Below are 21,559 nucleotides of genomic sequence, written 5' to 3'. Positions count from 1 at the left end.
TTTTTGTTGTTCAGGAATTGCTGACGATTTTCTACAATGCTCCAATTGCCGTCACGCCAACTATACCAGAAACATTCTTTTCAGGAACGCTCATTTTCTTTTCAACCTGGTGGATCTCTATATATTTTAAATACTGTAGCTCTATATAAGATTAATTCTCCTATTACATATTTATAAATCCGTTAAATAATTTAAACTTTATGGCGATCAGCACATAAAAATCCGATAGTATTCCGTTTTATTGATCATCTTTACACTGGCAAAAATTAACCATATTCTGTTTAATTTATTCTTGCTCTGAACTAACACATTATGCATTTAAAAGATAGTCCACCAGCGTCTTATTCTTTGTATCTACAAGAAGGTGGTGAAATGGGATCCTTAACCCGTTCGTTTGATTGGTCTAAAACTGTTTTAGGTGATCCTTACACATGGTCATCTAATTTACTGGTCACTTTGAGTATCATCCTCAACTCCAAGGTTCCAATGTTTTTATGGTGGGGACCTGATTTAATCCAATTTTATAATGATGCTTATCGGCCTAGTCTGGGGAATAATGGAAAACACCCTACAGCATTAGGCCAAAGGGGAGAAGAATGCTGGCCGGAAATATGGCCGATTATAAAGCCTTTAATAGATCAGGTGATGAATGGTGGTGAAGCCGTTTGGAATGAAGATCAGCTGATCCCTATTTATAGAAATGATACGTTAGAGGATGTGTACTGGACTTTTTGTTACAGCCGGGTGATGGATGTGAATGGGGAAATTGGTGGTGTTCTGGTAACTTGTCAAGAAACGACCAATAAGGTGAAAACAAAGCATAAAATTGAAAATACCATTGTGGAGCTCGCTGAAAGTGAGTCCAGATTAAATAACCTGATCATGCAGGCGCCTGTAGCTATGGGCGTGCTTAAAACAAGAGCACTGTTGATTGATCGGGCAAATGATAAAATCCTGCAATTTTGGGGAAAAGGTGAAAGTGTAATAGGCGTACCACTAGCGACTGCTTTACCTGAATTGCAGGGGCAACCTTTTTTAGAAATACTAGATCATGTTTATACTACTGGCATAGCCTATTCCAATGATGAGGTGTCTGTAATGTTGGAAAACGATGGCGTACTCACAAAATATTACTTTGACCTGCTTTACCAGCCGATTCATTCTAAGTCTGGCAAGATAGACAGTATTCTGGTGGTTGCTACCGATTTAACGCAGCAGGTTAAAGCCAGAAAAATCATTGAAGAGAATTCACTGCAATTCCAGCAAATGGCTGATTCCATTATACAGATGGTATGGGTAACCGATGCGCTGGGAATGCATGAATATTACAACAAAAGGTGGTATGATTTCACAGGTACCACATTTGAAGAGGCTAAAGGAGAAGGCTGGAACCTCATGTTTCATCCCGATGATCGGGAGATGGCATGGGCAAAATGGTCACATTGTTTGAAAACGGGTGAACATTATGAAATTGAATATAGGTTGAAAAAACATACCAATGAATATGTTTGGGTCTTGGGCAGAGCTGCTCCATTCTATAATTCAGAAGGTGAAATTATCAAATGGTTTGGGACCTGTACTGATATTCATGACCAGAAATTATTGCAGGATCAGAAGGATGATTTTATCAGCATTGCGAGTCATGAGTTGAAAACGCCAATTACGACCTTAAAAGCTTCCTTACAATTGATGAAAAAGATGGTAGACAATCCATCGCCTCAATTGATGGCCAGTTTGGTAGATCGCGCGAATAGAAGTATGGATAAAGTGGGTACCCTAATTGAAGACCTGCTGAATACCAGCAAGTACAACCAGGGACAGCTTCATTTAAATAACACCCGGTTTCCAGTTTCCAAAGTCATTGATGACTGCTGTGCTTTAATCAGGCATGAAAAAGAGTTTACCATAAGAACGACCGGCGACCTGAATTTGAAGGTTTATGCAGACGAGGATAGGGTGGGTCAGGTGATTACTAATTTCATTACCAATGCGATCAAGTATGCCCCAGAATCGAAGGAAATCACGATTCACATCGCCAAAAAAGATGGTAAAGTGGAGGTCTCGGTAAATGATCAAGGCCCTGGAATCGCGAAAGATAAGCTGGCCAATCTATTTGACCGCTATTATAGAGTAGACAGTTCAGGAAGTCAATACTCAGGCTTAGGACTTGGGTTATATATCTGTTCGGAGATCATTAAACGCCATGATGGCGAAATAGGTGTAACTAGTGAGTATGGTAAAGGAAGTAGTTTCTGGTTCACTTTACCAGAAGCTTAATCCATTTATGCTGCTGGCAAATGGTGTTTGATTTTATTTATTAAATCCGATAAATCAAAGGGCTTAGGGATGAATTCGTCGGCATGGCAAGTCTGACTGGCGGTGATGTCGGCATTCGCAGACATGATCAATACCGGAAGTTGTTTGGAGCGCAGGTCTTTTTTGATCTGGTCACAAAGCGCTATTCCATTTCCATCCGGCAGCATCACGTCCAATAAAAAGATATCAGGCAATGCAAGGTTAAAAGCCTCCGTAAATTCTGCTGCGGAACTGAGCAGTTTCACTTTAAATCCTTCTTCTGTAAGCACATATTCTAGAATAAAACCGATGTCATGGTTGTCCTCTAGGACGTAAATCTCGGGCCTGTGTTGCGATGTGCTGCTGCTGTTTAAGTTCATATCTCAAGCATTTATATAACAAATAACCATTTAGATAGCGAATTGTTTAACAGCAAGGTCCAGTTACACTGAGCCTTGCTGTTTTTTATTATTCTGATACCGCCTGCTCATTAATAAAGCTTTCGGCTACTTCGGTTAAAGCAACATCTGTTGCCTTTTCATTGTCTAACGTACTTTGCAGTAAATCGGCAACTGCGGTATGCCCCATATTTTGCGCAAACACCACTAGTGTTCCGTAAGTGGCAATCTCATAATGTTCCACCTTTTGCGCAGCAAGAATTAATCCTGCATCGCGAATCATGGTTCCTGCATCGGTATCTTCAATGATACTGTCAGCTTCTTTTAACAGCCCTTCCATTGCATCACATTTTTTGGCCTGTGGTTTTTCTTCCAGCAAGGCGAACACCTGTTCCAGAGTTGCAATGTGCGTATTTGTTTCTTCAGTGTGTTTCTCAAATGCGCTGGCCAGCTCAGGACTGGTTGCTGCTTTTTTCATTTTTGGTAAGGCCTTTTCCAGGTGTTTCTCTGCCCAGTAAATGTCTTTGAGTTCATCTACAAAGAATTCATGAAACTCAGAGTTTTCCATTTTTCCGGTTTTAGCACTTGGCTTTGAACCTGTCTTTTTAGCGCTTGTTTTTTGTGCGGGTTTTACCGCTTTTTTTGCTGTAGTTGCCATAATTATTGTTTTTTATAGGAGTATGTAATTTGTATTGTTTTAAGAACGTATAAGGATAGAATCCATTCAGAACCAGTGTCATTAAATTCTTTAATACGCTCGGAAGAACCGCCGGCCAGATGGCTTTGTTTCACTGGACTCCAATTATTTTTTAATTTCTTTTTTTTGATGAGAGCTAAAACATTTCCCTAATGCGGCTGGTTAATGCGTTGCTGCTAAGCGGGGGTTGAATGCCCATTTATTCGGAATATTATTAAAGATCTTAACCATGAGTAAAAGAAATAAAATACTGATCATGTTGTTTTTTGGAGTTCAATGCTCGATCCAATGTTTTGCGCAGCAGCGAAATTCAGTAGGACAGGGACATCCAGAGGAACTGAGAAATTCAGCGCAGCAGCGCAGTTCCAAGCCTAAAAACACCTCTGATAAGCAGCAGAATTCTGACAAATATTGGTTATTTCATCCTACACCAAAAGATCAGATGCGTGAGATGGAAACAGATCGTCCAGACGTAACCGAATCTCCTTTCACCGTGGATGCTGGTCACTTTCAGTATGAAACAGATCTGCTGAGGTTTAGTCATGAACAATCAGATGATAAGAAAATTCATACGATGCTGATTAACCAGGGAAACCTCAAGGTTGGGATAACCGGATCTACCGCAATTCAGATTGGCTTTCAAAGTTTCGGGCGACAAGTGGAGAAGGACCAGGTTACAGGAGCACGGAAAGTCAGTTCCGGAATCGGAGATTTAACTTTCAGGGTCAAGCAAAATTTGACAGGCAATGATGCAGGGAATTTTGCGCTTGCAATCTTGCCTTATATCAAGGTTCCTACTTCTAAATATGATGATCAAAGCCGATTAGAGGGTGGTTTAATCCTTCCTATGCAATTCAAATTACCGGGTGATTGGAAACTGGGATTACAGGTAGAAGCCGACAGACTTAAAGATATTGATCAGCAGGCCATGCATACGGAGCTTTTACAATCTTTAACCATTAGTCATGAGCTATCGAAAGGATTAGATGGCATTGCCGAAACCTATTATACTTACGATTTTAAAGCGCATAAATGGTCAAATTTCATAAACGCGGCTGTTCAGCTCGATCTTGCCAAAGACTTCAAATTGGATGCAGGTTTGAATTATGGAATTCAGTACACTGCAGCCAAACAGTACTTTATAGGCGCCTCATGCAGGTTTTAAAAACAATAAACAATCAGGTCTCAATGCGCTGTCAGCACCGGTTTTCCCTTCGACTATTTAAGCTTTTTAATATACTTTACCCAAGCGGCTATCCCATTGGCTGTTGCTTTCCTGAACCACCAATTACCCAGGTTGCAAAGAAGCAAATGGCAGAAGGAATCACCCAACCTAATTCATATTGAAAAAGAGGAATGTAGTTGAATGCTTCAATACTACTTTCGCTCAGCAGTGAGAAGTGTTTGAGTAAATATAAAACAGCAACGACCGTTGAAGCCAGTAAGGCATAAATATATGGTTTCCGGTTTTTGACAATGGAGCCAAAGAAAACTGAATAAAGCACCAGTGTGATTGTAATAGGGTAAACGAAACTCAAAATCGGATAGGCGAAACTAATGATATTGTCTACACCGGTAATTGAAAGTACACAAGAAGCTGCACAGCAAATGGTCACCAATAGTTTATAGCTTAATTTTCCTTTGCTCAGAGAAGAAAAGAAGGTTCCAAAAGCCGCAACCAGTGCAATCGAAGTGGTCAGACAGGCCAGTGCAATGGAGATCGCAATGGCAATGTTTGCGTACGGCCCTAAAATGGAATGGGAAATGAGCAGTAACAACTCGGAACGCTTGATCGCAGTGTCTGAAATACCCGAAGTAGCACCCAGGTAAATGAGTCCTCCATACACAATAAACAGGAAAGCGGAGGAAAGTGCACCAGCGGTGATCACCACCTGCATTTTCGAGCGGCTATGTTGATAGCCTTTTGCCTTGGAGGCTGTAATAATAATTCCGGCGAAGATCACGGAGGCCAGGACATCTAAGGTTTGATATCCTTCAATAAAACCTAATCTAAAAGATTCTCCGCTGCTGACTGTAGCTTCATTAAAGCTGGCCGTTGGTGAAAATATACCTGTCAGTATCAATACAATGAGTAAAAGTAAGAGCAAAGGGGTGAGTATGTTGCCGATAATATCGATGACCCTGGAAGGTCGAATGGTTAAAAGCCAGGTCACAATAAAAAAGATGATGGAAGTCAGGATTGGACCAGATGACGGAAAGGAAGGTAAAATACCCACCTCATAAGTCGTAGCTGCTGTACGTGGAATGGCAATCAGCGGACCGATGCAGAGCATGATTACAGTTCCTAAAATGGGTGACAATAGCGGATGAATCCTGGCTGACAGGTCTTCGAATTTGTCTCCTGCATGAACAACGGAAAGGATTCCGAGGAAGGGTAGTAAAATACCGGTCAGTCCGAATGCCAGGATGGTGACCCAAACATGGTCTCCTATTTGTATGCCAATATAGGGAGGAAGTAATAAATTGCCAGCTCCGAAGAACATGGCGAAAAGGGCAAAGCCTATGGTGAGGATGTCTCTTGTCTTTTTATTCAATTCTGGTTTTTATTGGAAGGTTGATCTAAAAAGCGTGTAATGTAGCTAAATTTTTATTGCCATTTAGATCAACCTTCATTTCCTTTAAAAACAGCTAGCTGTTTTTAAAGTCAGGCAATTCAATCCCATGAGCTGTGGATTCCTTTTCTTTACCACTGAAAAGCTTGCTGATTTTCTTGACAAAATTGCTGGCTACAATTCCTGCTACCGTATTCACCAGGGATACCCCAAGCTTTGTTTTCGGATGCGCTAGCCAAGGTACTCCTGGAGGAAGCTGCTGAACCTTTTCTACAAATGGACGCATGCGTTCTTCATAAGCTTTAAACGCATCTTCATGTTTGTCGTGTCTGGAGAGTTCGCCTGCAAGCAGGTAAGCACCAACTATCGCCAGCGTGGTGCCCATGCCAGTAAGCGGAGTAGGACAGTAGGCTGCATCTCCGATTATACCAGCTCTGCCATTGAACCATTTTGGCGCATGGATCTGGCTGATGCCGTCGAAATATACATCCTCATTTTTATCAATTTCTTCCATTAAACGGTCTACTTCCCATCCCGCTCCTAATAGTTTTCCCTTGAGAATAGCCTTCTGTTCGCTGCTGGATAAGTTTTGATAACCTTTATCTTCGGAAAGAAAGCTGAATGATGCTCTGGTAGTCCCATGATTATCTGGTCGGATCAACATCACTCTGGAGCCGACTGCAGTATACCAGCGCGCCCATTTCGTGTCGGTTGTTGCCTTTGGAATGGTGTACCAGGCATTGTACAAGCCGGTAAACTTTACTTTTGGCTCATCACCAAAAAGGATTTGCCTGGTGGTTGATCGTACACCATCGGCAGCAATCAGCAGGTCAAAAACCTGAGTTTCGCCATCGCTAAAAGTGACATTTACGCTGTCTTCTTGCTGATTTATGCCAGTGATGTATTTTCCAAACACATATTTTACGTTATCTTTTGTGTGTTTGTAAAGTATATTAACCAAATCGCCTCTAAGGATCTCTGCCTCACTGGTAAAGCTGTTTGTTCCCTCTCTGGGAAAGGCAGCTTCCACCTCATTGTCCTTATTGACAAATTGAAGTCCGATTTCTCCCGTATTCGCTGCCAGAATTTCTTTTTCGATGCCCATCATCTGAGCAATCGCCCTGCCAGCATCTCTAACATCCAGGTTTTGTCCACCCAGCCTCAATGCTTTTGAACGTTCCACTACGGTCACATTGAACCCGTATTTTGCCAGCCAGAAAGCCAGCGTTGGACCGGCAATGCTGGCTCCGGAAATCAAGATGTTTTGATTAGCGATTTTCATATATATATATAATTATTTATTATTTAACCAATGCAATTGATCAATACGATTAACACATACAATAACCGATGTAATTAACCAATTGGGCTGTAATGTGTTTCTGAATCCTGGTTTATCGAAAGCAGTCTGCAGCAGAAATATGCTTCTTATTTGGAATCCAGCCTGTTGCTGAGCTCTTCCAGACTTAAATTTCGATGGTTTAAAAAAATCTCATTGTGGTACTGATCCAGCTTCCGCAATAGAAACGACAAAGAAGTGGTTGGTTTGCGTTCACATAGCCAACAAAATCTCAAAAGAATAACAGCAACATAGCAAATGGATAACAGCGGGCTAGCAGGAACACGACGGAAAATCTGGCTCCTAATTAATCCAGATCATTGGTCAGGTTTAAGGGAATCTTAACTTCTATGCTTGATCCTTCTCCGGGCAAGGAGGAGAGTTGAAAGTTTCCGTTTAAAAGTGCGGTCTTTACACGTATTGACGACAAGCCGATGCCTGAATGCTGTACTTTTTCAATTGGAAAACCTTGGCCATTATCCTTTACTCTCATGACAATATGATCGTTTTCAATCACAACTTCTACAGATAATATTGTTGCATGCGCATGTTTAATTACATTAAATACCAATTCCTGAATTATTCGGAAGACAGCGATTTCCATAAACTTATCCAAAGTGATCCCATTCAATTCAATATGGCAATCATAGGTAATATCCTCGTTCATCTGACTGCATAAATCGGATAAAGCTACATCGAGGCCAAATTCTGCCAGTTCAGTCGGCATCAACTCGTGTGAAAGCGTTCTACAGGCCTTTATAGCGTCGTTTAGCAAAGTATAGGTATAGTTTTGGGCAGTGTTAAATTCTTCAGGAGTATCTGTAGCCATGGTAAGGCTTAGATAATTTATAGACATTTTAACCGCATATAGCAATTGTCCCAGTCCATTGTGAAGGCTTTCTGAAACCCGGCGTCGTTCTTCTTCCTGGGTATTTAAAGTGACCCGAAGGATCTCCTGCTGCTGACGGACTTCCAGGTAACGGATTTTACGTTCTGCTTCCCTGATTTTAGTCATGTCCTTTGCCGTTCCGAACCATTCTATGATTTCACCTTGATCGTTCAAAAAAGGTATGGCGCGCGAACATGTCCATCCAATACTGCCATCTGCCGCTAAAACTTCATGTTCAAGCTCAAAAGTAGCCTTATTGTTGATGGCTTCTTTTATCGCCTTCAACACCCTGGGCTGTTCGTTTTTAGGTATATACAGCTGAATCCAGTCTTCGGTTACTTCTTCAGTATCGGCCAGAAATTCTTTGCCTTTTAGCTGATACATCTGAGACCAGTCTGCGCTCATCTCATAGACCATGTCTGAACTGGCATTAACAAACATCCTAAATCGTTCTTCCGATTTCTTTAATTCCATACTCATGGAATCCAATTCCTCTGTTAAAAGGAAAGGATTAAATACGAGGATAACGCCATCTTCTTCCGGGCTTGCCGTTAGTCTGATCCAGCCCTGCGTTAGGTATGAAAAGAACTCATAAGTGGTTGCCTGTTGTTCGGTTATAGTCTTTTCGAATTTCTGAAACATTGGCCCGGACTTCCATTCAGGAAACACTTCCCAGAAATTGAATCCCAATAATTCAGTCCTTTTTTTTGCACAAAGCGTTTCTGTAGGAACGTTGACATAATCAATCAGACCCTTTTCATCAAGATGGAAACAGGCAACAGGAATAAGGTCTAAAATTTTTGATGATAATGTCATGTACTGGGAACTTTTTTTATAAATATGACGTATTTTTTTGTAGCCTAATTGTTCCTGACTTAAAAAGATGGTAAAAAAAATGAGACCTATGCTCCGTATGCCAAGGTTCTTAGCATAACAAGCGGCATCCTATATCTGTTCTACTTCAGATTTTATAAGCCTTCTTAAATTGGAATGTTTTATGCGCCATCCAAAAGAATTTCATAAGTTTAGGGCTTAAAAAAAAGCATTGTCACTAAATTCTATTCCTAATGAAATCTTTTTACTCCGTAGAGTGGCTGCTGGAGATGAAGATGCTTTCTCGAAGTTATTTGATGATTACCAGCAGCAGGTTTCGGGATTTGTATTTTCTATAATAGGCGCTAAGGAACTCACTCAGGAGATCGTACAGGATATTTTTATTAAGGTCTGGCAAAAAAGGGGAGAGCTGTTGGAAATACAGAAATTTGATGCCTACCTCTTTGTTTTGAGTAAAAATTACACCTTAAACTGCATTAGAAAGATCCAGCGGGAGCAAAAAAAAGCAACAGCATACCATACGTTATTGCCTGATCTGGAACAGGAGCAGAGCGATATAGCCCATGATGATGATTACTTGCAGCTGATTGAAAAAGCCACCTCAACGCTGCCCCCTCAGCAGCAACGCGTATTCCGACTTCGCATGGAAGGACTCAAAAACCATGAAATTGCTGATCAATTGATGATCAGTCCGGATTCTGTGAAAAAATACCAGCAATTGGCTTTAAAAAGTGTGTCCACTTTTGTCAAAATGCACCTTTCCTATCTTGCACTTTGGGTGATGATGGGGCTCATGCAAAAATAATTCTCTGACCTGACATCCACTTTTCTATAATTTCGGTGTCTTTATGTTTAGATACCGACAAATAATGAATTTACGAATCGTCTATTTAAGGGCGCGGCAACGCGCTAATACGCTGAGCGATCTACAGAAAAAAGAACTATTCAGCTTAATGGCAGATCCAGCCAATGAATCCTCTTTTGAGGGATTAGCGGCAGAAACCTGGGAAAATCCCGAAGAAACAACACCTGTTTTTAAAGCGGAAGAAAGTCAGCAGATGCTCAGCAATATACTGTCAGCAGTGAGGACAGCCCCTATAGAACTGCAAAAAATAGTCAGACTGAAGCCGAATTCAAGACCGTTATGGCTAAAAATAAGTGCTGCCGTAGTGCTGATCAGCTTGTCCACCATCCTGTTTGTTTACGTAAATTCTTCAAATCAGGCTCAAAAACCAGAGCTGGTGTCCGATTTGAAGCCTGGAACTGAAAAGGCATTTCTGACCATGGCAAATGGCACCAGGTTTAGCCTGGCAGAGCTGGAAACCGGAGATGAAGCAAAATATCGGTCCAATGGGATTTCTAAAACCAAAGATGGTTTTCTCTTATACAAACCTGTAAAACAGCAGCTCAATTCCCGGATCAAAGGCTCAAATGTACTGGTCACCCCCAGAGGTGGTCAATATAAAATCATGCTGCCAGATGGGACAAAAGTATGGATGAATGCAGCCAGTGCCCTAACTTTTCCTTTGACTTTTGATGGGGGAGTACGCATGGTAGAATTAGAAGGAGAGGCCTATTTTGAAGTGGCGAAAGACAAAAATAAAGCCTTTAAGGTGCGCAGTCTGAACCAGGTGGTAGAAGTATATGGTACACATTTTAACATTAACAGCTATCCCGATGAAGCCAGGGTGGTCACCACATTGCTGGAAGGATCGGTTGGGGTGACTGATCTAAAATCAGGAAAACACCTGATGCTCAAACCCGGACAGCGCGCTTTGCTGGCCAACGCCAATGCCAATACCGATGACCATGCTCATGACAACAACAACAATGCGAACAGTAACGGTCTTTCGCTGGCAGCGGCCCAGATCGAAGCAGCAGTGGCCTGGAAAGATGGCTATTTCCTATTTGAACATGAAGAACTCGGCAGTATCATGCGAAAACTATCCCGCTGGTACAATATTGAAACTAAATTTAAAAATGAGGAGCTCAGACGCTTATGTTTTGCAGGAACTGTAGACCGCTTTCAAAACCTGGCCGATGTATTAAGAATGCTGGAGCTCACCGGAAATGTGAAGTTTAAAATCGAAGGAAGAACTGTTACCGCTTATAAATAATTATTAACCAAACCAAACAACAAATGACAGAAGAAATTAGCGAATCTGGGCCTTAAATGGTCGAGGATAAACAGCTAAATAGAAACAGAGGCGCTTCCGACGCCTCCGTTCTGATGCTTGTTTAGCCTGATGGCTACGCGCCGGAAAAAATTACTGAAGAATTTTTCACGAAAAACAAGATTATAAATGTATAAAATTTATACTAAAATCATACTGCCCTTTGCGCCGGTTTTCCGGCGGCTAATGGAGGCAGATAAAACACAAATAATTATGCGATTGAAGCTGATGAGCGTAATTCTGCTGGCCACTTTTATGCAGGTGAGTGCCAATGGTTTTGCGCAAAAGGTATCATTAACAAAGAACAACATCTCGCTGGAACAGCTGTTTAGCGAGATTAGAAAACAGACCGGTTACAACGTGCTGTGGTCTGTGGAACAAGTAGATCAGCAATGGAAAATGAACGCCAATTTTAACAGTACGCCAATAGAAGAAGTGCTGGAGAAATCGCTTAAAAACTATGGGCTGACCTATGTAATTGACCAGAAAACCATAGTGATTAAGTCTAAAAATGGCGGGAAACCTGAACTTACGGCAGTGCTTTTAGAAATAAAAGGCAAGGTAACGGATGAGTCCGGTAATCCCTTACCAGGCGCTGTAATTCGCGTGAAAAACAGCAGCATCGGCTCAAGCGCTGGTACAGACGGTTCCTTTATGCTGAAAGGCGTTTCTGAAAATTCCTTCCTTTTCATTTCTTATATCGGTTATCAAAGCCAGGAAGTAAAAGTGGAAGGCTCAAAGTACATTCAGGTCTCGCTAAAACCGAGCATGGTGAATTTAGATCAGGTACAGGTAGTCAGTAATGGTTACCAGACGATTAAACGTCAGCAGTTAACAGGTGCTTTTGCGACTTTATCTGGCGATGATTACAAACAGAGCATTCCGGTAAACAGCAATGTGCTGGAAAACATGGAAGGTAAACTGGCTGGATTAGTGATGAATGTAAATGCCTCTGGCAGCGAAGACAGCAGTCCGATCAGCATTCGTGGGGTCTCTACTTTTAATGCGGTAAAATCTCCTTTAATTGTGTTGAACGGCTTTCCGACTGAAATCAGCCTGGAGTCGATCAATCCTTACGACGTCGTGTCGGTAACAGTATTAAAAGATGCCGCCGCTGCGGCTATTTATGGGGTGCGTGCCTCCAATGGGGTGATCATTATCATGACCAAAAAAGGAACAGAAGGTGCGCCAAAGTTTCAGATCAATTCAACAGTTTCCTTTAAACCAAAGCCTAATTTTAAAAAGCTGGATTTATTGACTGGCCGCGGATTTGTTGATTTAGAAGCCAGTCTGGCGAAGAATAACATCGTCAATAACTTCATGACCAAGGAGAGTTTTGACCTGGAAGGTGGAACTTACACCCCAGTGTATGCTGCTGTAGATGATTTATTGAATGGAGTCATCAGCCAGGAGGAAGCAGATGCGATCTTTAATCAGTACGCCGCGTACGACAATACCAAAGACTACCAAAAGCTATTCCAGCAAAACCGTTACCTAAGAGCATTGGATTTAAATGCCAGCGGCGGAACAAAAAATGCTACCTATTTTTTCGGTGTCAATCGTGTAGACAATGACCAGCTGGTAAAAGGTGCAGCCTTTAATAAAACCACCTTAACCTACCGTGGTTCGATGGATTTCCTGAAAGTGCTGAGCCTGGATGTTCAGGGGGTATATTCCAACACCAATGACCATAGTCCGACTGCCCCTGATTATATGGCGATAAAACCTTATGAAGGATTCTTAGATGCAAATGGAACTGCAATCGCCACTTTTTTGAGGCCTTACAGCAACAGTCCATATTTTGGATATGATGGCAGTTACGGCAGTATAAATGCAGAAAAAAACCAGCAGAACATCGCCATGGGGCTGTACGACGGTAACTATTACCCTTATAACGACTTTGTAGATTATAAGAATGAAACCAAAGGCAATAACTTCCGCTTTCAGGGAAACCTTAAAGCGAAAATTACCAAAGACCTGAATGTGGAGATCGGTGGTGCCTTTGAAAAAGGTTTAAGTACCAATAATTTCATTTCTTCTGAATCTGCTTACGAAAATAGAATGCGCCTAAACTATTTTGCTAAAGCCGGACAGAACGGACCAGAATTTAGAATTCCTAAAGGTGGTTCAAAACAAAGCAATAACTATACAACCGAGGCTTACACCATCAGGGCACAGGCAACTTATAACAAGCTGATCAATGATAACCATGATTTATCGTTCCTGGCAGGTGTGGAACAGCGTAAATTGACTTACCGTACCGAGCGCAATACCTTATTTGGTTATGATGACCGCTCTTTAACCTCTAAGCCCTTTGATGCCGGACTTTTAGGAAACTACAATTTTGCACCGGATTATATGTATGAACTGGTTCCACTTTCTGGTTACCTGAGCGACTACTCTTCTTACAGTGACTTTTTCAACCAAACTTACCGCGACGATCGTTTCGTGTCTGCTTATGCAAATGGCGCTTATACTTTTAACAAAAAATATAGTGTGACCGGTAGTTTAAGGATCGATCAATCCAATTTATTTGGTTCTGATCCAAAATTCAGATATACGCCATTATGGTCGGCAGGAGCTGCATGGAACATTAAAGGAGAAGATTTCCTGCAAAATGTATCTTGGTTAGACGAACTTAAATTAAGAGTGGCGACTGGTTACAATGGTAACATTATCAAATTAAGCGGCCCTTACAACATTCTGAATAACAGAATTAATAGTCAGGCGCAGCCGGAACCAATCATAGGTTACTATGTACAAACCCCTGCAAACAGTGGTTTAAGATGGGAAAAGACGGTAAACTATAACTTCGGACTAGATTTCGGATTGGGGATGAACCGCATTTCTGGAAGCGTTGATTACTATATCAAACACGCGGAAGATGTGTTTTCTTACCTCGCTACCGATGCTACGAAAGGTTTCTCGAACCAGTTGGTGAACAATGCGGAAATCATGAATAAAGGCTTAGAATTGAACCTGAGAAGTGTAAATATATTGAACGACCATTTCTCCTGGAGTACGCAGCTAACCGCTTCTTTCAACAAGAATGAGGTGTTGAAATATAGAGTAAATACTGCTCCAACTACCTTCAATCAGGTAAACGGCGGACAAAGTGTAGAAGGATATCCATTAAACGCCATCTTCACCTATAACTATAAAGGATTGAATGAACTGGGGCAGCCGATGGTAGATGATGGAAATGGCAATAACGTAATCCTGAGAAACAATTTCGGAGATGTGGTGGACATTCCTTTATCGGCACTTCATTATGCAGGAACAACCGATCCTAAGTATGTTTTAGGTTTAACCAACCAGTTTAAGATGGGCAATTTTGACCTGTCGATGCTGTTCATGTATTATGGTGGCCATGTATCCAGAATTGCTCCACCAAACTACAATGCATTCAGGCCAATCAATGGCGCACAGGATTTCTGGAAGCAATCAGGGGATGAACTAAATACCCGTATGCCAGGTATTCCTGTTTATGGCACCGATAACTATTTCGATTATGCGGCAATTAATGGCTATACCTATGCTACTGAGTTTGTGAGAAAAATGGATTTCATCGCCCTGCGCAATGTAACCCTGACTTATAAACTGAAGTCGGAATTTTCTAAAAAACTAGGCTTAGACCAAACAAAGCTGTCTATTCAGGTTCAGAATCCCTACAAATATGTGTTTAGTGGGAATGATGTAGATCCGGAAACCATCGACTTTAGAAGTGGCATCCGAAGCTTTGGTGTGGTCCCTGCTTACACTTTTTCTTTAACCACTAATTTTTAATGATCGCTATGAGAAAGATATATACTTTAATGCTCTTTTGTACTGTGATGATCAGCGCCTCTTGCAGCAAGTTTCTTGAAGTAAAGCCTGTAGGAATTATTATTCCAGAGAAAACCAATGATTATGAGCTATTGCTGGATGACATCAACATCACCAGGTCGTTTTATTCGAGTACGATTTTTACGTATGATGACATCAGCAATGTGACCTTTAGCCCGCAGACGGAAACTTCAATAGATGCGAATCTTTATTTCTGGAAGACCTATTTAGATGTAAACTCACAAAGCAGGCCAGCAGCCTGGGCAGATTACTACAACAACATCAGTAATTTAAACGTGATTTTGGAAGGCGTACTAAGCGCTGCCGACGGTACTCCGCAAAAACGCAAGCAGATTTATGCCGAAGCATTAGTGGCAAGAACTTTCCCATATTTTCATTTGCTGAGCCTCTTTGCACCGGCTTATGATCCTTTGACCGCAACTGCTGATTTGGGATTGCCATTTGTAGTCTCTACAGATCAGAATGTTCCATTGCCAGATCGCCTGACCTTAAAGGCGAATTATGAGCAGCTAATTGCAGACATTCTAACAGCGATTCCGGATTTACCAACTCAGAATATCAATAAAAGCAGGATTACGAAAAACGTAGCCTACGGAATGCTGTCGCGCATTTATATGAGCATGCGCGATTATCCAAATGCCTTAAAATATGCGGAACTGGTGATTGCCAGTGGAAATGCAGTATTGCTGAATTATAATGATTACGCCTCTTCTAATGACCTCCCACAAACCAATGTGAGTCCGGAAGAGTTGTTTTTGCGCTACTCCACGAATTCCAGATATAGGTTTTCAAATGAGCTGCTTGCAAAATTCGATCCTGCTGTCGACTTGCGTATGAAGCTGTTTACTGCAACTGATGCTGGTGTGGTCAGTTTTCAGAATGCCAATTATAATCCAAACCGAGGCATTACTTACGCTGAAATTTATTTGAATAAAGCAGAATGTCTGGCCAGAAGCGGAGCTGTTGACCAAGCAATGGATGTGCTGAACAATACCATTCGTATCAATAGAATTGCAGCAGATGCCTATGAGCCTTTGGAAGCAGCAGATCAGGAAGATGCAGTCAGTCTGATTTTATTGGAACGCAGAAGAGAACTGGCTTTTAAAGGTTTAAGGTGGAGTGATATGAAACGCCTCGATAAAGAAAAGAGAATGCAGCCAGTGGTTCGCTATGCGCCAAATGGAACTATGGTATTCGAAACGCTAACACCAGGAAGTTTGAAATATACTTTCCAGATTCCTTTACAAACCCAACTGTTTAATCCAAACATGAAATTAAATCCAAGATAATAAAATGAAAAAACTAATCATATATAGCCTATGCCTGCTGCCAGTAATCTCGGTAGCACAGGCTCCATTCACGCTCAAAGGAAAAATCGGTAACTATTCAGCGCCTGCCAAAGTATTTGTCAGCTATGCTGGAGGACCTTCGGGGAACCAATTGGTAAGAGACTCTGCAGTATTAACTAATGGCGTATTTATCATCAAAGGCCCTGCGATTAAAGAACCTAAATCAATAGAGCTTCAGTTCAGCCCTAAAGGTTACAGCAGAAATAAGCTGGCGATGGAGTCTTATAAGCTTCACAATGACCTGGAACATATGGATAAATTCAGGATGTTAGTGCAGTCTGGAAAAAATGAAATCAGCTCGAAAGATTCCTTAAAGAACAGTGTGATTGGCGGCAGTCAGATTGAATTACAGCGCAGGAAATTTGAATCCTTTATTAAACCGGTTTTAACGCCATTAATGGAAGAGGAGCAGAGCTGGACAGCGATGGCTGAGTTAAGAACTCAAAACAAGCCGATCGAGGAGAAAGCTTACTTGGCCTCATTAGAAAAAAGAAAGGATTTAGAGCGTGCTTATAAATTAAAGTTAGCAGATTTTGTTCGCGCCAATCCTGATGATTATTTCAGTGCGGTTGCGCTGACCAAAATCCTTTCGGCAGGGACACAAGTAAGTGCTGTAGATCAGCAAAAGACAGAAGATCTGGTGTTTGTAAAGGAACTGGTAAAGGTTTTAACGCCAAAAGCAAAGCAATATCAGGTTTTCGCTGGGGTTCAATATTATATCAGTGAACTGGAAAAAAGACCGGTGAATATTACCTATAAAAACTTCAGCCAATTTACACCGGAAGGGAAGTCTGTCAGCTTAGACGACTTCAAAGGGAAGTACCTGTTTGTGGATTTCTGGGCGTCATGGTGCGGCCCTTGTCGTGGGGAAAACCCTAATGTACTGCGCGCCTACAACAACTATAAGCAAGACGGACTGGAGATTTTAGGGGTTTCATTTGATGATAAAAAAGAAGCCTGGCTGAAAGCGATAGAAGAGGATAAAATGCCATGGACGCAGATTTCTGTGCTGAAAGGTTTTCAGAATGAAGCAGCCGAACTGTATGATATACAGGGTATTCCTTCCAGTATCCTGATCAATCCAGAAGGAAAAATCATTGCTTATGATCTTCGTGCGGAAGATTTAGAAAGAAAATTATTGGAAATATTTAAACACTAGTACCCGATAGGTAAACCTAAAATTTACATGAACACACCTAACTTTAAAATTAGCCTGATTATCGGGCTAATTTTTTTTACGGCTGTATCTGCCGGCGCGCAAAACAAGCCAAACAAACAAAGTAAATACCAATGGAAAACAGCGGTATCGGCTGGCTATTTGTATAGATACATCACTAACGATCCTGCTAAAGCCAGATTTTATACCTTAAAAAATGGCCTTACCGTCATCCTCAGTGAGCACAAAAAAGAACCAAGGATCACTTCTAAGATTGCAGTCCGGGCAGGAAGTAATACAGATCCGAAAGAACATACTGGTTTAGCACATTATCTGGAGCATTTGCTGTTTAAAGGGACGGATAAATATGGTTCTTTAGACTGGGCAAAAGAGCAGCCTCTGGTTCAGGAAATCGAAGAACGCTACGAACAATACAATAAAACAACAGATGTGGCGGAAAGAAAAGCCATGTATAGAGGGATAGATTCCCTGTCTGTAATGGCCTCAAAATATGCCATCGCCAATGAATATGATAAGTTGATGGGGGCAATGGGTGGCCAGGGTACAAATGCACATACCTGGGTAGAGGAAACTGTTTACGAAGAGGATATCCCTGCCAGTGCGGTAGATAAATTCCTGACCGTTCAGGCGGAGCGTTTCCGCAATCCGGTGTTTAGGTTGTTTCATACCGAGCTGGAAGCAGTTTATGAGGAGAAGAATGAATCCCTGGATAATGATGGATGGAAAATCCAGCAGGCCATGCACCATTATTTGTTCCCAACACATAATTACGGTCAGCAAAGCACTATCGGTACGATTGAACATTTGAAAAATCCTTCTTTGAAAGCGATTAGGAAATATTACAACGATTATTATGTGCCTAATAATATGGCCGTGATTATGGTGGGTGATTTCAATTCCGATGAGCTGGTGAAAAAGATCGATCAGCAAATGGGCTATATGAAAGCAGCGCCAGTGAAAGCTTATCAGCCGGCAGCAGAAAAGCCTTTGGCAGGACCCATTGTACAGGATATTTATGGGCCTACTTCTGAAAGCCTGGCTTTGGGCTATCGAATTAGTGCAAACGGAACAAGAAATGCGTTAATGGCGGGTTTGGTGGCTGAAATTCTTTCCAATGGAAAGGCAGGTTTGCTGGACTTAAACTTGTCGCAGCCACAAAAGGTATTACAGGCAGGAGCTTACACCCGACAGTATAAAGATTACGGTATATTCTCAATTTATGCAGCACCAAAAGAAGGCCAGAGCCTAAAAGATGTCAAAGATTTAGTCTTGGCACAAATTGAGCTGCTGAAAACCGGAGATTTCTCTGAGGTATTGCTGAAAGCGATCGTAGCCAATCAGAAGCTGACTGCTTTAAACAATATCACGGACAATGCTTCCAGAGCAGAAGATTTGATGAGTGACTACATCAAGTCGAATAGCAAAAACTGGATTCAGGAAGTTTCCAGAATTGATGATTTAGAGAAAGTAACCAAGGCGGAAATCGTTAGTTTTTCAAAGACATTTTTTGCACACAACTATGTGGTATTAAACAAGTACAAGGGAGAGGGACCTCAGGTGGATAAAGTAGAAAAACCACCGATTACTGCAGTAGAAACTAATGCGGGTTCACAATCAGATTTCCTTAAAATGGTAGGACAGATTCCAGCCGAAACCATTGCTCCGAAATGGCTGGATTTCCAAAAAGACATTCAGCATGGAAAATTTGGAGCGGCTGAAATTTATGCTGTACAAAACAAAAACAACCAGTTATTTCGTCAGTATTTTCAATTCGAAATGGGAAAATGGAATAGTAAGCTTTTGCCGGTAGCGGCAGCTTACCTCAGCTTCCTCAGTCACGATAAAAAGTTCTATGAACTGGCTTGTAATTTCTTCCTGAATGTGGACAACCAGGTGACTACCATCGGCCTGACTGGATTACAGGAAAACTATAGCAAAGCCATGCAATTGCTGAAAGAAGTTTTATCAAATGGTCAGGTAGATCAGTCTGCTTTTATCGCGATGAAAGAAAACCTGTTAAAAAACCGCCAGAACAACAAGCTAAACAAGGGAAGTATGATGCAGGCCATGTTAAGCTATGCGGCTTATGGCAAAAACAATCCTTATAATTTTACCCTGACGGATGCTGAAATTAACAACTTGAAACCAGAAGTACTGATCGCCGTACTTCGGGATCTTTTTCAATACAAGTACAGCGTCATTTATTATGGACCGACAGGATTGCCGGAATATAACGTGCTGCTTCAAGCAAATCATCAGGTGCCAACGCAATTCAAGGCCTATCCTGAAGCTACCTTCTTTAAAAAGCTGGAACAAAATGAAAACAAGGTGCTATTTACAGATTATAACATGCTGCAGGCTGATGTGAGCTGGTATCGCAATGCGAATGTATATGCACCAGCGCAGGAAGTCACTGCCGATTTGTTCAATAATTACTTCGGTTTTGGTATGGGCTCTGTCGTTTTTCAAACTTTAAGGGAATCGAAAGCTTTGGCTTACAGTACCAGTGCTATTTATGGAAAACCAAGGAAAAAAGAAGACCAGTTTTATGTGACTGCATTTATTGGTTGTCAGGCCGATAAGGTAGATGATGCGATCCAAGGAATGAATGCTTTATTGAACGATTTACCTTATAATGAAAAGGCATTTCAATCTGCCAAAATAAGCCTTTCTACGAATCTGGAAACAGAAAGAATCATGGAAGATCGAATTATATTCAGTTATATTGATGCAAAGCGCAAAGGTCTGGATTATGATTTAAGGAAAGACGCTTATGCAGCAATTCCTAAGATATCCTTCTCGGATATTAAAAAGCTGCACCAAGATTATTTTGCAAACCAGGCTTATACGTATTGTATCGTAGGTTCGCAGAAAAACCTACCACTTACTCAGCTTTCGAAATATGGGAAAGTGGAAAGCTTATCTTTAGAAACGCTGTTTGGGTATTAAAGAATTTAAAACCTCGAGCCCGGTTGATCCCGGCCTTGAATTTTAAGAAGGAAGGCCCAATACTGTTAAAAGTATTGGGCCTTCTTGTTTCATGACCTGTTTTGTGTCATATGATAAAATACAGAGGGTTTTTAAATAAAATTATTTAATCACTGAGGTTTTTTAGGGAACGCAAACTCATTTCAATCTTTATTTGTTCAAACCAAAAATCCGCTGCTTTTGTTAGATAGGGTATCCATCGATAAAAGATTTACTCCTAGATTTTCAATAAAATGAACAAATTACAACACAAACAAGCCTTATCCGTTCTGGAGGTATTACATCAGAAAGCAGCAGCTGATCAAATATTACGTCAGGAGCTAAGCGCACAGGCCGCGCTGCGAAATGAAAACTACAAATCAGACTGGACCACTGCCTATCTTGCAGTAGGGCCTGAAGAAGGAGAATTCCTTTATTTCCTGGCTACTGTGGCCAAGGCTAAAAACATCATTGAATTCGGTTGTTCTTTTGGTATTTCTACGATTTATCTGGCGGCTGCGGCTAAGGATAATGGTGGCCATGTGATCACTTCGGATCTGGAAACTACGAAGGTGGAGGGAACAAAGCAAAATCTTCAGGAGGCTGGTTTATCAGATTTGGTAGAAATCCGTCAGGGCGATGCCATGAAAACCCTCGCCTCCATAGATGAGCCCATTGATTTCCTGTTTCTGGATGGCGCGAAAGAGCTTTACCTGCCAGTGTTTGAAATGTTACGTGCAAAGCTAGGTCCCGGTGCTATTGTTTTTGCTGATAATGCAGATAATCCCGAAACATTCCCCTTTACTGAACACCTATTGAGTTTGGAATCTGAATTCTCCTCGGTGTATCTTTTTGATAAAAGAGCCTTTATCGCACATCTACTATAGCTTAGTCTGATTGGCATGGCAACCCTTGAAAAATCGCGCGCTGTATTGATTCCCCAATTGTGGCAGATGCTTCAATAATGAGTCCTCTGGTCTACCTCAGCAAAATTTGTTTTTTTAGGTGTCTTGCTGCTAAA

At 41.4% G+C, this 21,559-nt stretch carries 14 protein-coding genes; 9 read left to right on the top strand and 5 right to left on the bottom strand.

Annotation, left to right across the window (positions count from 1 at the left end; genetic code table 11):
- Positions 1 to 312 precede the first annotated feature (312 nt).
- Entirely contained in the window at positions 313 to 2,277 is a 1,965-nt protein-coding gene (locus AQ505_RS16170; protein ID WP_062549128.1) for an ATP-binding protein, read from the top strand.
- Between the two features lie 5 nt (positions 2,278 to 2,282).
- On the opposite strand, the gene AQ505_RS16165 is transcribed toward AQ505_RS16170, so the two are convergent.
- On the bottom strand, positions 2,283 to 2,675 hold the full coding sequence (locus tag AQ505_RS16165) for a response regulator transcription factor (RefSeq protein ID WP_062549127.1): 393 nt from the start codon (positions 2,673 to 2,675) through the stop codon (positions 2,283 to 2,285).
- Between the two features lie 88 nt (positions 2,676 to 2,763).
- Positions 2,764 to 3,351 (bottom strand): YciE/YciF ferroxidase family protein, encoded by a 588-nt coding sequence (locus tag AQ505_RS16160; protein WP_062549126.1) that lies wholly within the window; start codon positions 3,349 to 3,351, stop codon positions 2,764 to 2,766.
- A 268-nt stretch (positions 3,352 to 3,619) separates the two neighbouring features.
- Between AQ505_RS16160 and AQ505_RS16155 the strand changes: the two genes are divergently transcribed.
- Positions 3,620 to 4,555, top strand: a complete 936-nt coding sequence (locus AQ505_RS16155; RefSeq protein ID WP_231634901.1) for a transporter — start codon at positions 3,620 to 3,622, stop codon at positions 4,553 to 4,555.
- An 88-nt stretch (positions 4,556 to 4,643) separates the two neighbouring features.
- Here AQ505_RS16155 and brnQ read toward each other — a convergent pair whose 3' ends face one another.
- The 3 genes from brnQ to AQ505_RS16140 form a co-directional block, all read right to left on the bottom strand.
- Positions 4,644 to 5,945: a branched-chain amino acid transport system II carrier protein gene (gene brnQ, locus AQ505_RS16150; RefSeq protein ID WP_082461584.1), complete on the bottom strand. Its 1,302-nt coding sequence runs from the start codon at positions 5,943 to 5,945 to the stop codon at positions 4,644 to 4,646.
- Between the two features lie 94 nt (positions 5,946 to 6,039).
- Complete coding sequence (locus AQ505_RS16145; protein ID WP_062549124.1) at positions 6,040 to 7,245, bottom strand: FAD-dependent monooxygenase; 1,206 nt, start codon at positions 7,243 to 7,245, stop codon at positions 6,040 to 6,042.
- 364 nt (positions 7,246 to 7,609) lie between these two features.
- On the bottom strand, positions 7,610 to 9,007 hold the full coding sequence (locus AQ505_RS16140; protein WP_062549123.1) for a PAS domain-containing sensor histidine kinase: 1,398 nt from the start codon (positions 9,005 to 9,007) through the stop codon (positions 7,610 to 7,612).
- A gap of 229 nt (positions 9,008 to 9,236) precedes the next feature.
- Here AQ505_RS16140 and AQ505_RS16135 point away from each other — a divergent pair, with 229 nt between their 5' ends.
- The 7 genes from AQ505_RS16135 (at position 9,237) to AQ505_RS16105 (ending at position 21,425) form a co-directional block, all read left to right on the top strand.
- Entirely contained in the window at positions 9,237 to 9,830 is a 594-nt protein-coding gene (locus AQ505_RS16135) for an RNA polymerase sigma factor (protein WP_082461582.1), read from the top strand.
- Positions 9,831 to 9,894: 64 nt separating this feature from the next.
- On the top strand, positions 9,895 to 11,142 hold the full coding sequence (locus AQ505_RS16130) for a FecR family protein (protein ID WP_062549121.1): 1,248 nt from the start codon (positions 9,895 to 9,897) through the stop codon (positions 11,140 to 11,142).
- 186 nt (positions 11,143 to 11,328) lie between these two features.
- On the top strand, positions 11,329 to 14,985 hold the full coding sequence (locus tag AQ505_RS16125; protein WP_062549120.1) for a SusC/RagA family TonB-linked outer membrane protein: 3,657 nt from the start codon (positions 11,329 to 11,331) through the stop codon (positions 14,983 to 14,985).
- An 8-nt stretch (positions 14,986 to 14,993) separates the two neighbouring features.
- Complete coding sequence (locus AQ505_RS16120) at positions 14,994 to 16,334, top strand: RagB/SusD family nutrient uptake outer membrane protein (RefSeq protein ID WP_197286198.1); 1,341 nt, start codon at positions 14,994 to 14,996, stop codon at positions 16,332 to 16,334.
- Positions 16,335 to 16,338: 4 nt separating this feature from the next.
- Positions 16,339 to 17,553 carry a TlpA disulfide reductase family protein gene (locus AQ505_RS16115; protein ID WP_062549118.1) on the top strand — a complete coding sequence of 405 codons (1,215 nt, stop codon included), beginning with the start codon at positions 16,339 to 16,341 and terminating at the stop codon, positions 17,551 to 17,553.
- A 27-nt stretch (positions 17,554 to 17,580) separates the two neighbouring features.
- Entirely contained in the window at positions 17,581 to 20,520 is a 2,940-nt protein-coding gene (locus tag AQ505_RS16110) for a M16 family metallopeptidase (RefSeq protein ID WP_062549117.1), read from the top strand.
- A gap of 272 nt (positions 20,521 to 20,792) precedes the next feature.
- Entirely contained in the window at positions 20,793 to 21,425 is a 633-nt protein-coding gene (locus AQ505_RS16105; RefSeq protein ID WP_062549116.1) for an O-methyltransferase, read from the top strand.
- Positions 21,426 to 21,559 lie beyond the last annotated feature (134 nt).

Source organism: Pedobacter sp. PACM 27299 (assembly GCF_001412655.1).
GTDB lineage: Bacteria > Bacteroidota > Bacteroidia > Sphingobacteriales > Sphingobacteriaceae > Pedobacter.
The sequence above is the reverse complement of the archived record's forward strand: the minus strand, read 5'-3'. Positions and strand labels throughout refer to the sequence as shown.

Excerpts from the sequence above, each read along its gene's own strand:
- AQ505_RS16115 (WP_062549118.1), top strand. The coding sequence starts at position 16,339 with ATGAAAAAACTAATCATATATAGCCTATGCCTGCTGCCAGTAATCTCG.
- AQ505_RS16130 (WP_062549121.1), top strand. The coding sequence starts at position 9,895 with ATGAATTTACGAATCGTCTATTTAAGGGCGCGGCAACGCGCTAATACG.
- AQ505_RS16125 (WP_062549120.1), top strand. The coding sequence starts at position 11,329 with ATGTATAAAATTTATACTAAAATCATACTGCCCTTTGCGCCGGTTTTC.
- AQ505_RS16155 (WP_231634901.1), top strand. The coding sequence starts at position 3,620 with ATGAGTAAAAGAAATAAAATACTGATCATGTTGTTTTTTGGAGTTCAA.
- AQ505_RS16145 (WP_062549124.1), bottom strand. The coding sequence starts at position 7,245 with ATGAAAATCGCTAATCAAAACATCTTGATTTCCGGAGCCAGCATTGCC.
- AQ505_RS16160 (WP_062549126.1), bottom strand. The coding sequence starts at position 3,351 with ATGGCAACTACAGCAAAAAAAGCGGTAAAACCCGCACAAAAAACAAGC.
- AQ505_RS16105 (WP_062549116.1), top strand. The coding sequence starts at position 20,793 with ATGAACAAATTACAACACAAACAAGCCTTATCCGTTCTGGAGGTATTA.
- AQ505_RS16110 (WP_062549117.1), top strand. The coding sequence starts at position 17,581 with ATGAACACACCTAACTTTAAAATTAGCCTGATTATCGGGCTAATTTTT.
- AQ505_RS16120 (WP_197286198.1), top strand. The coding sequence starts at position 14,994 with ATGAGAAAGATATATACTTTAATGCTCTTTTGTACTGTGATGATCAGC.
- AQ505_RS16140 (WP_062549123.1), bottom strand. The coding sequence starts at position 9,007 with ATGACATTATCATCAAAAATTTTAGACCTTATTCCTGTTGCCTGTTTC.
- AQ505_RS16165 (WP_062549127.1), bottom strand. The coding sequence starts at position 2,675 with ATGAACTTAAACAGCAGCAGCACATCGCAACACAGGCCCGAGATTTAC.
- AQ505_RS16170 (WP_062549128.1), top strand. The coding sequence starts at position 313 with ATGCATTTAAAAGATAGTCCACCAGCGTCTTATTCTTTGTATCTACAA.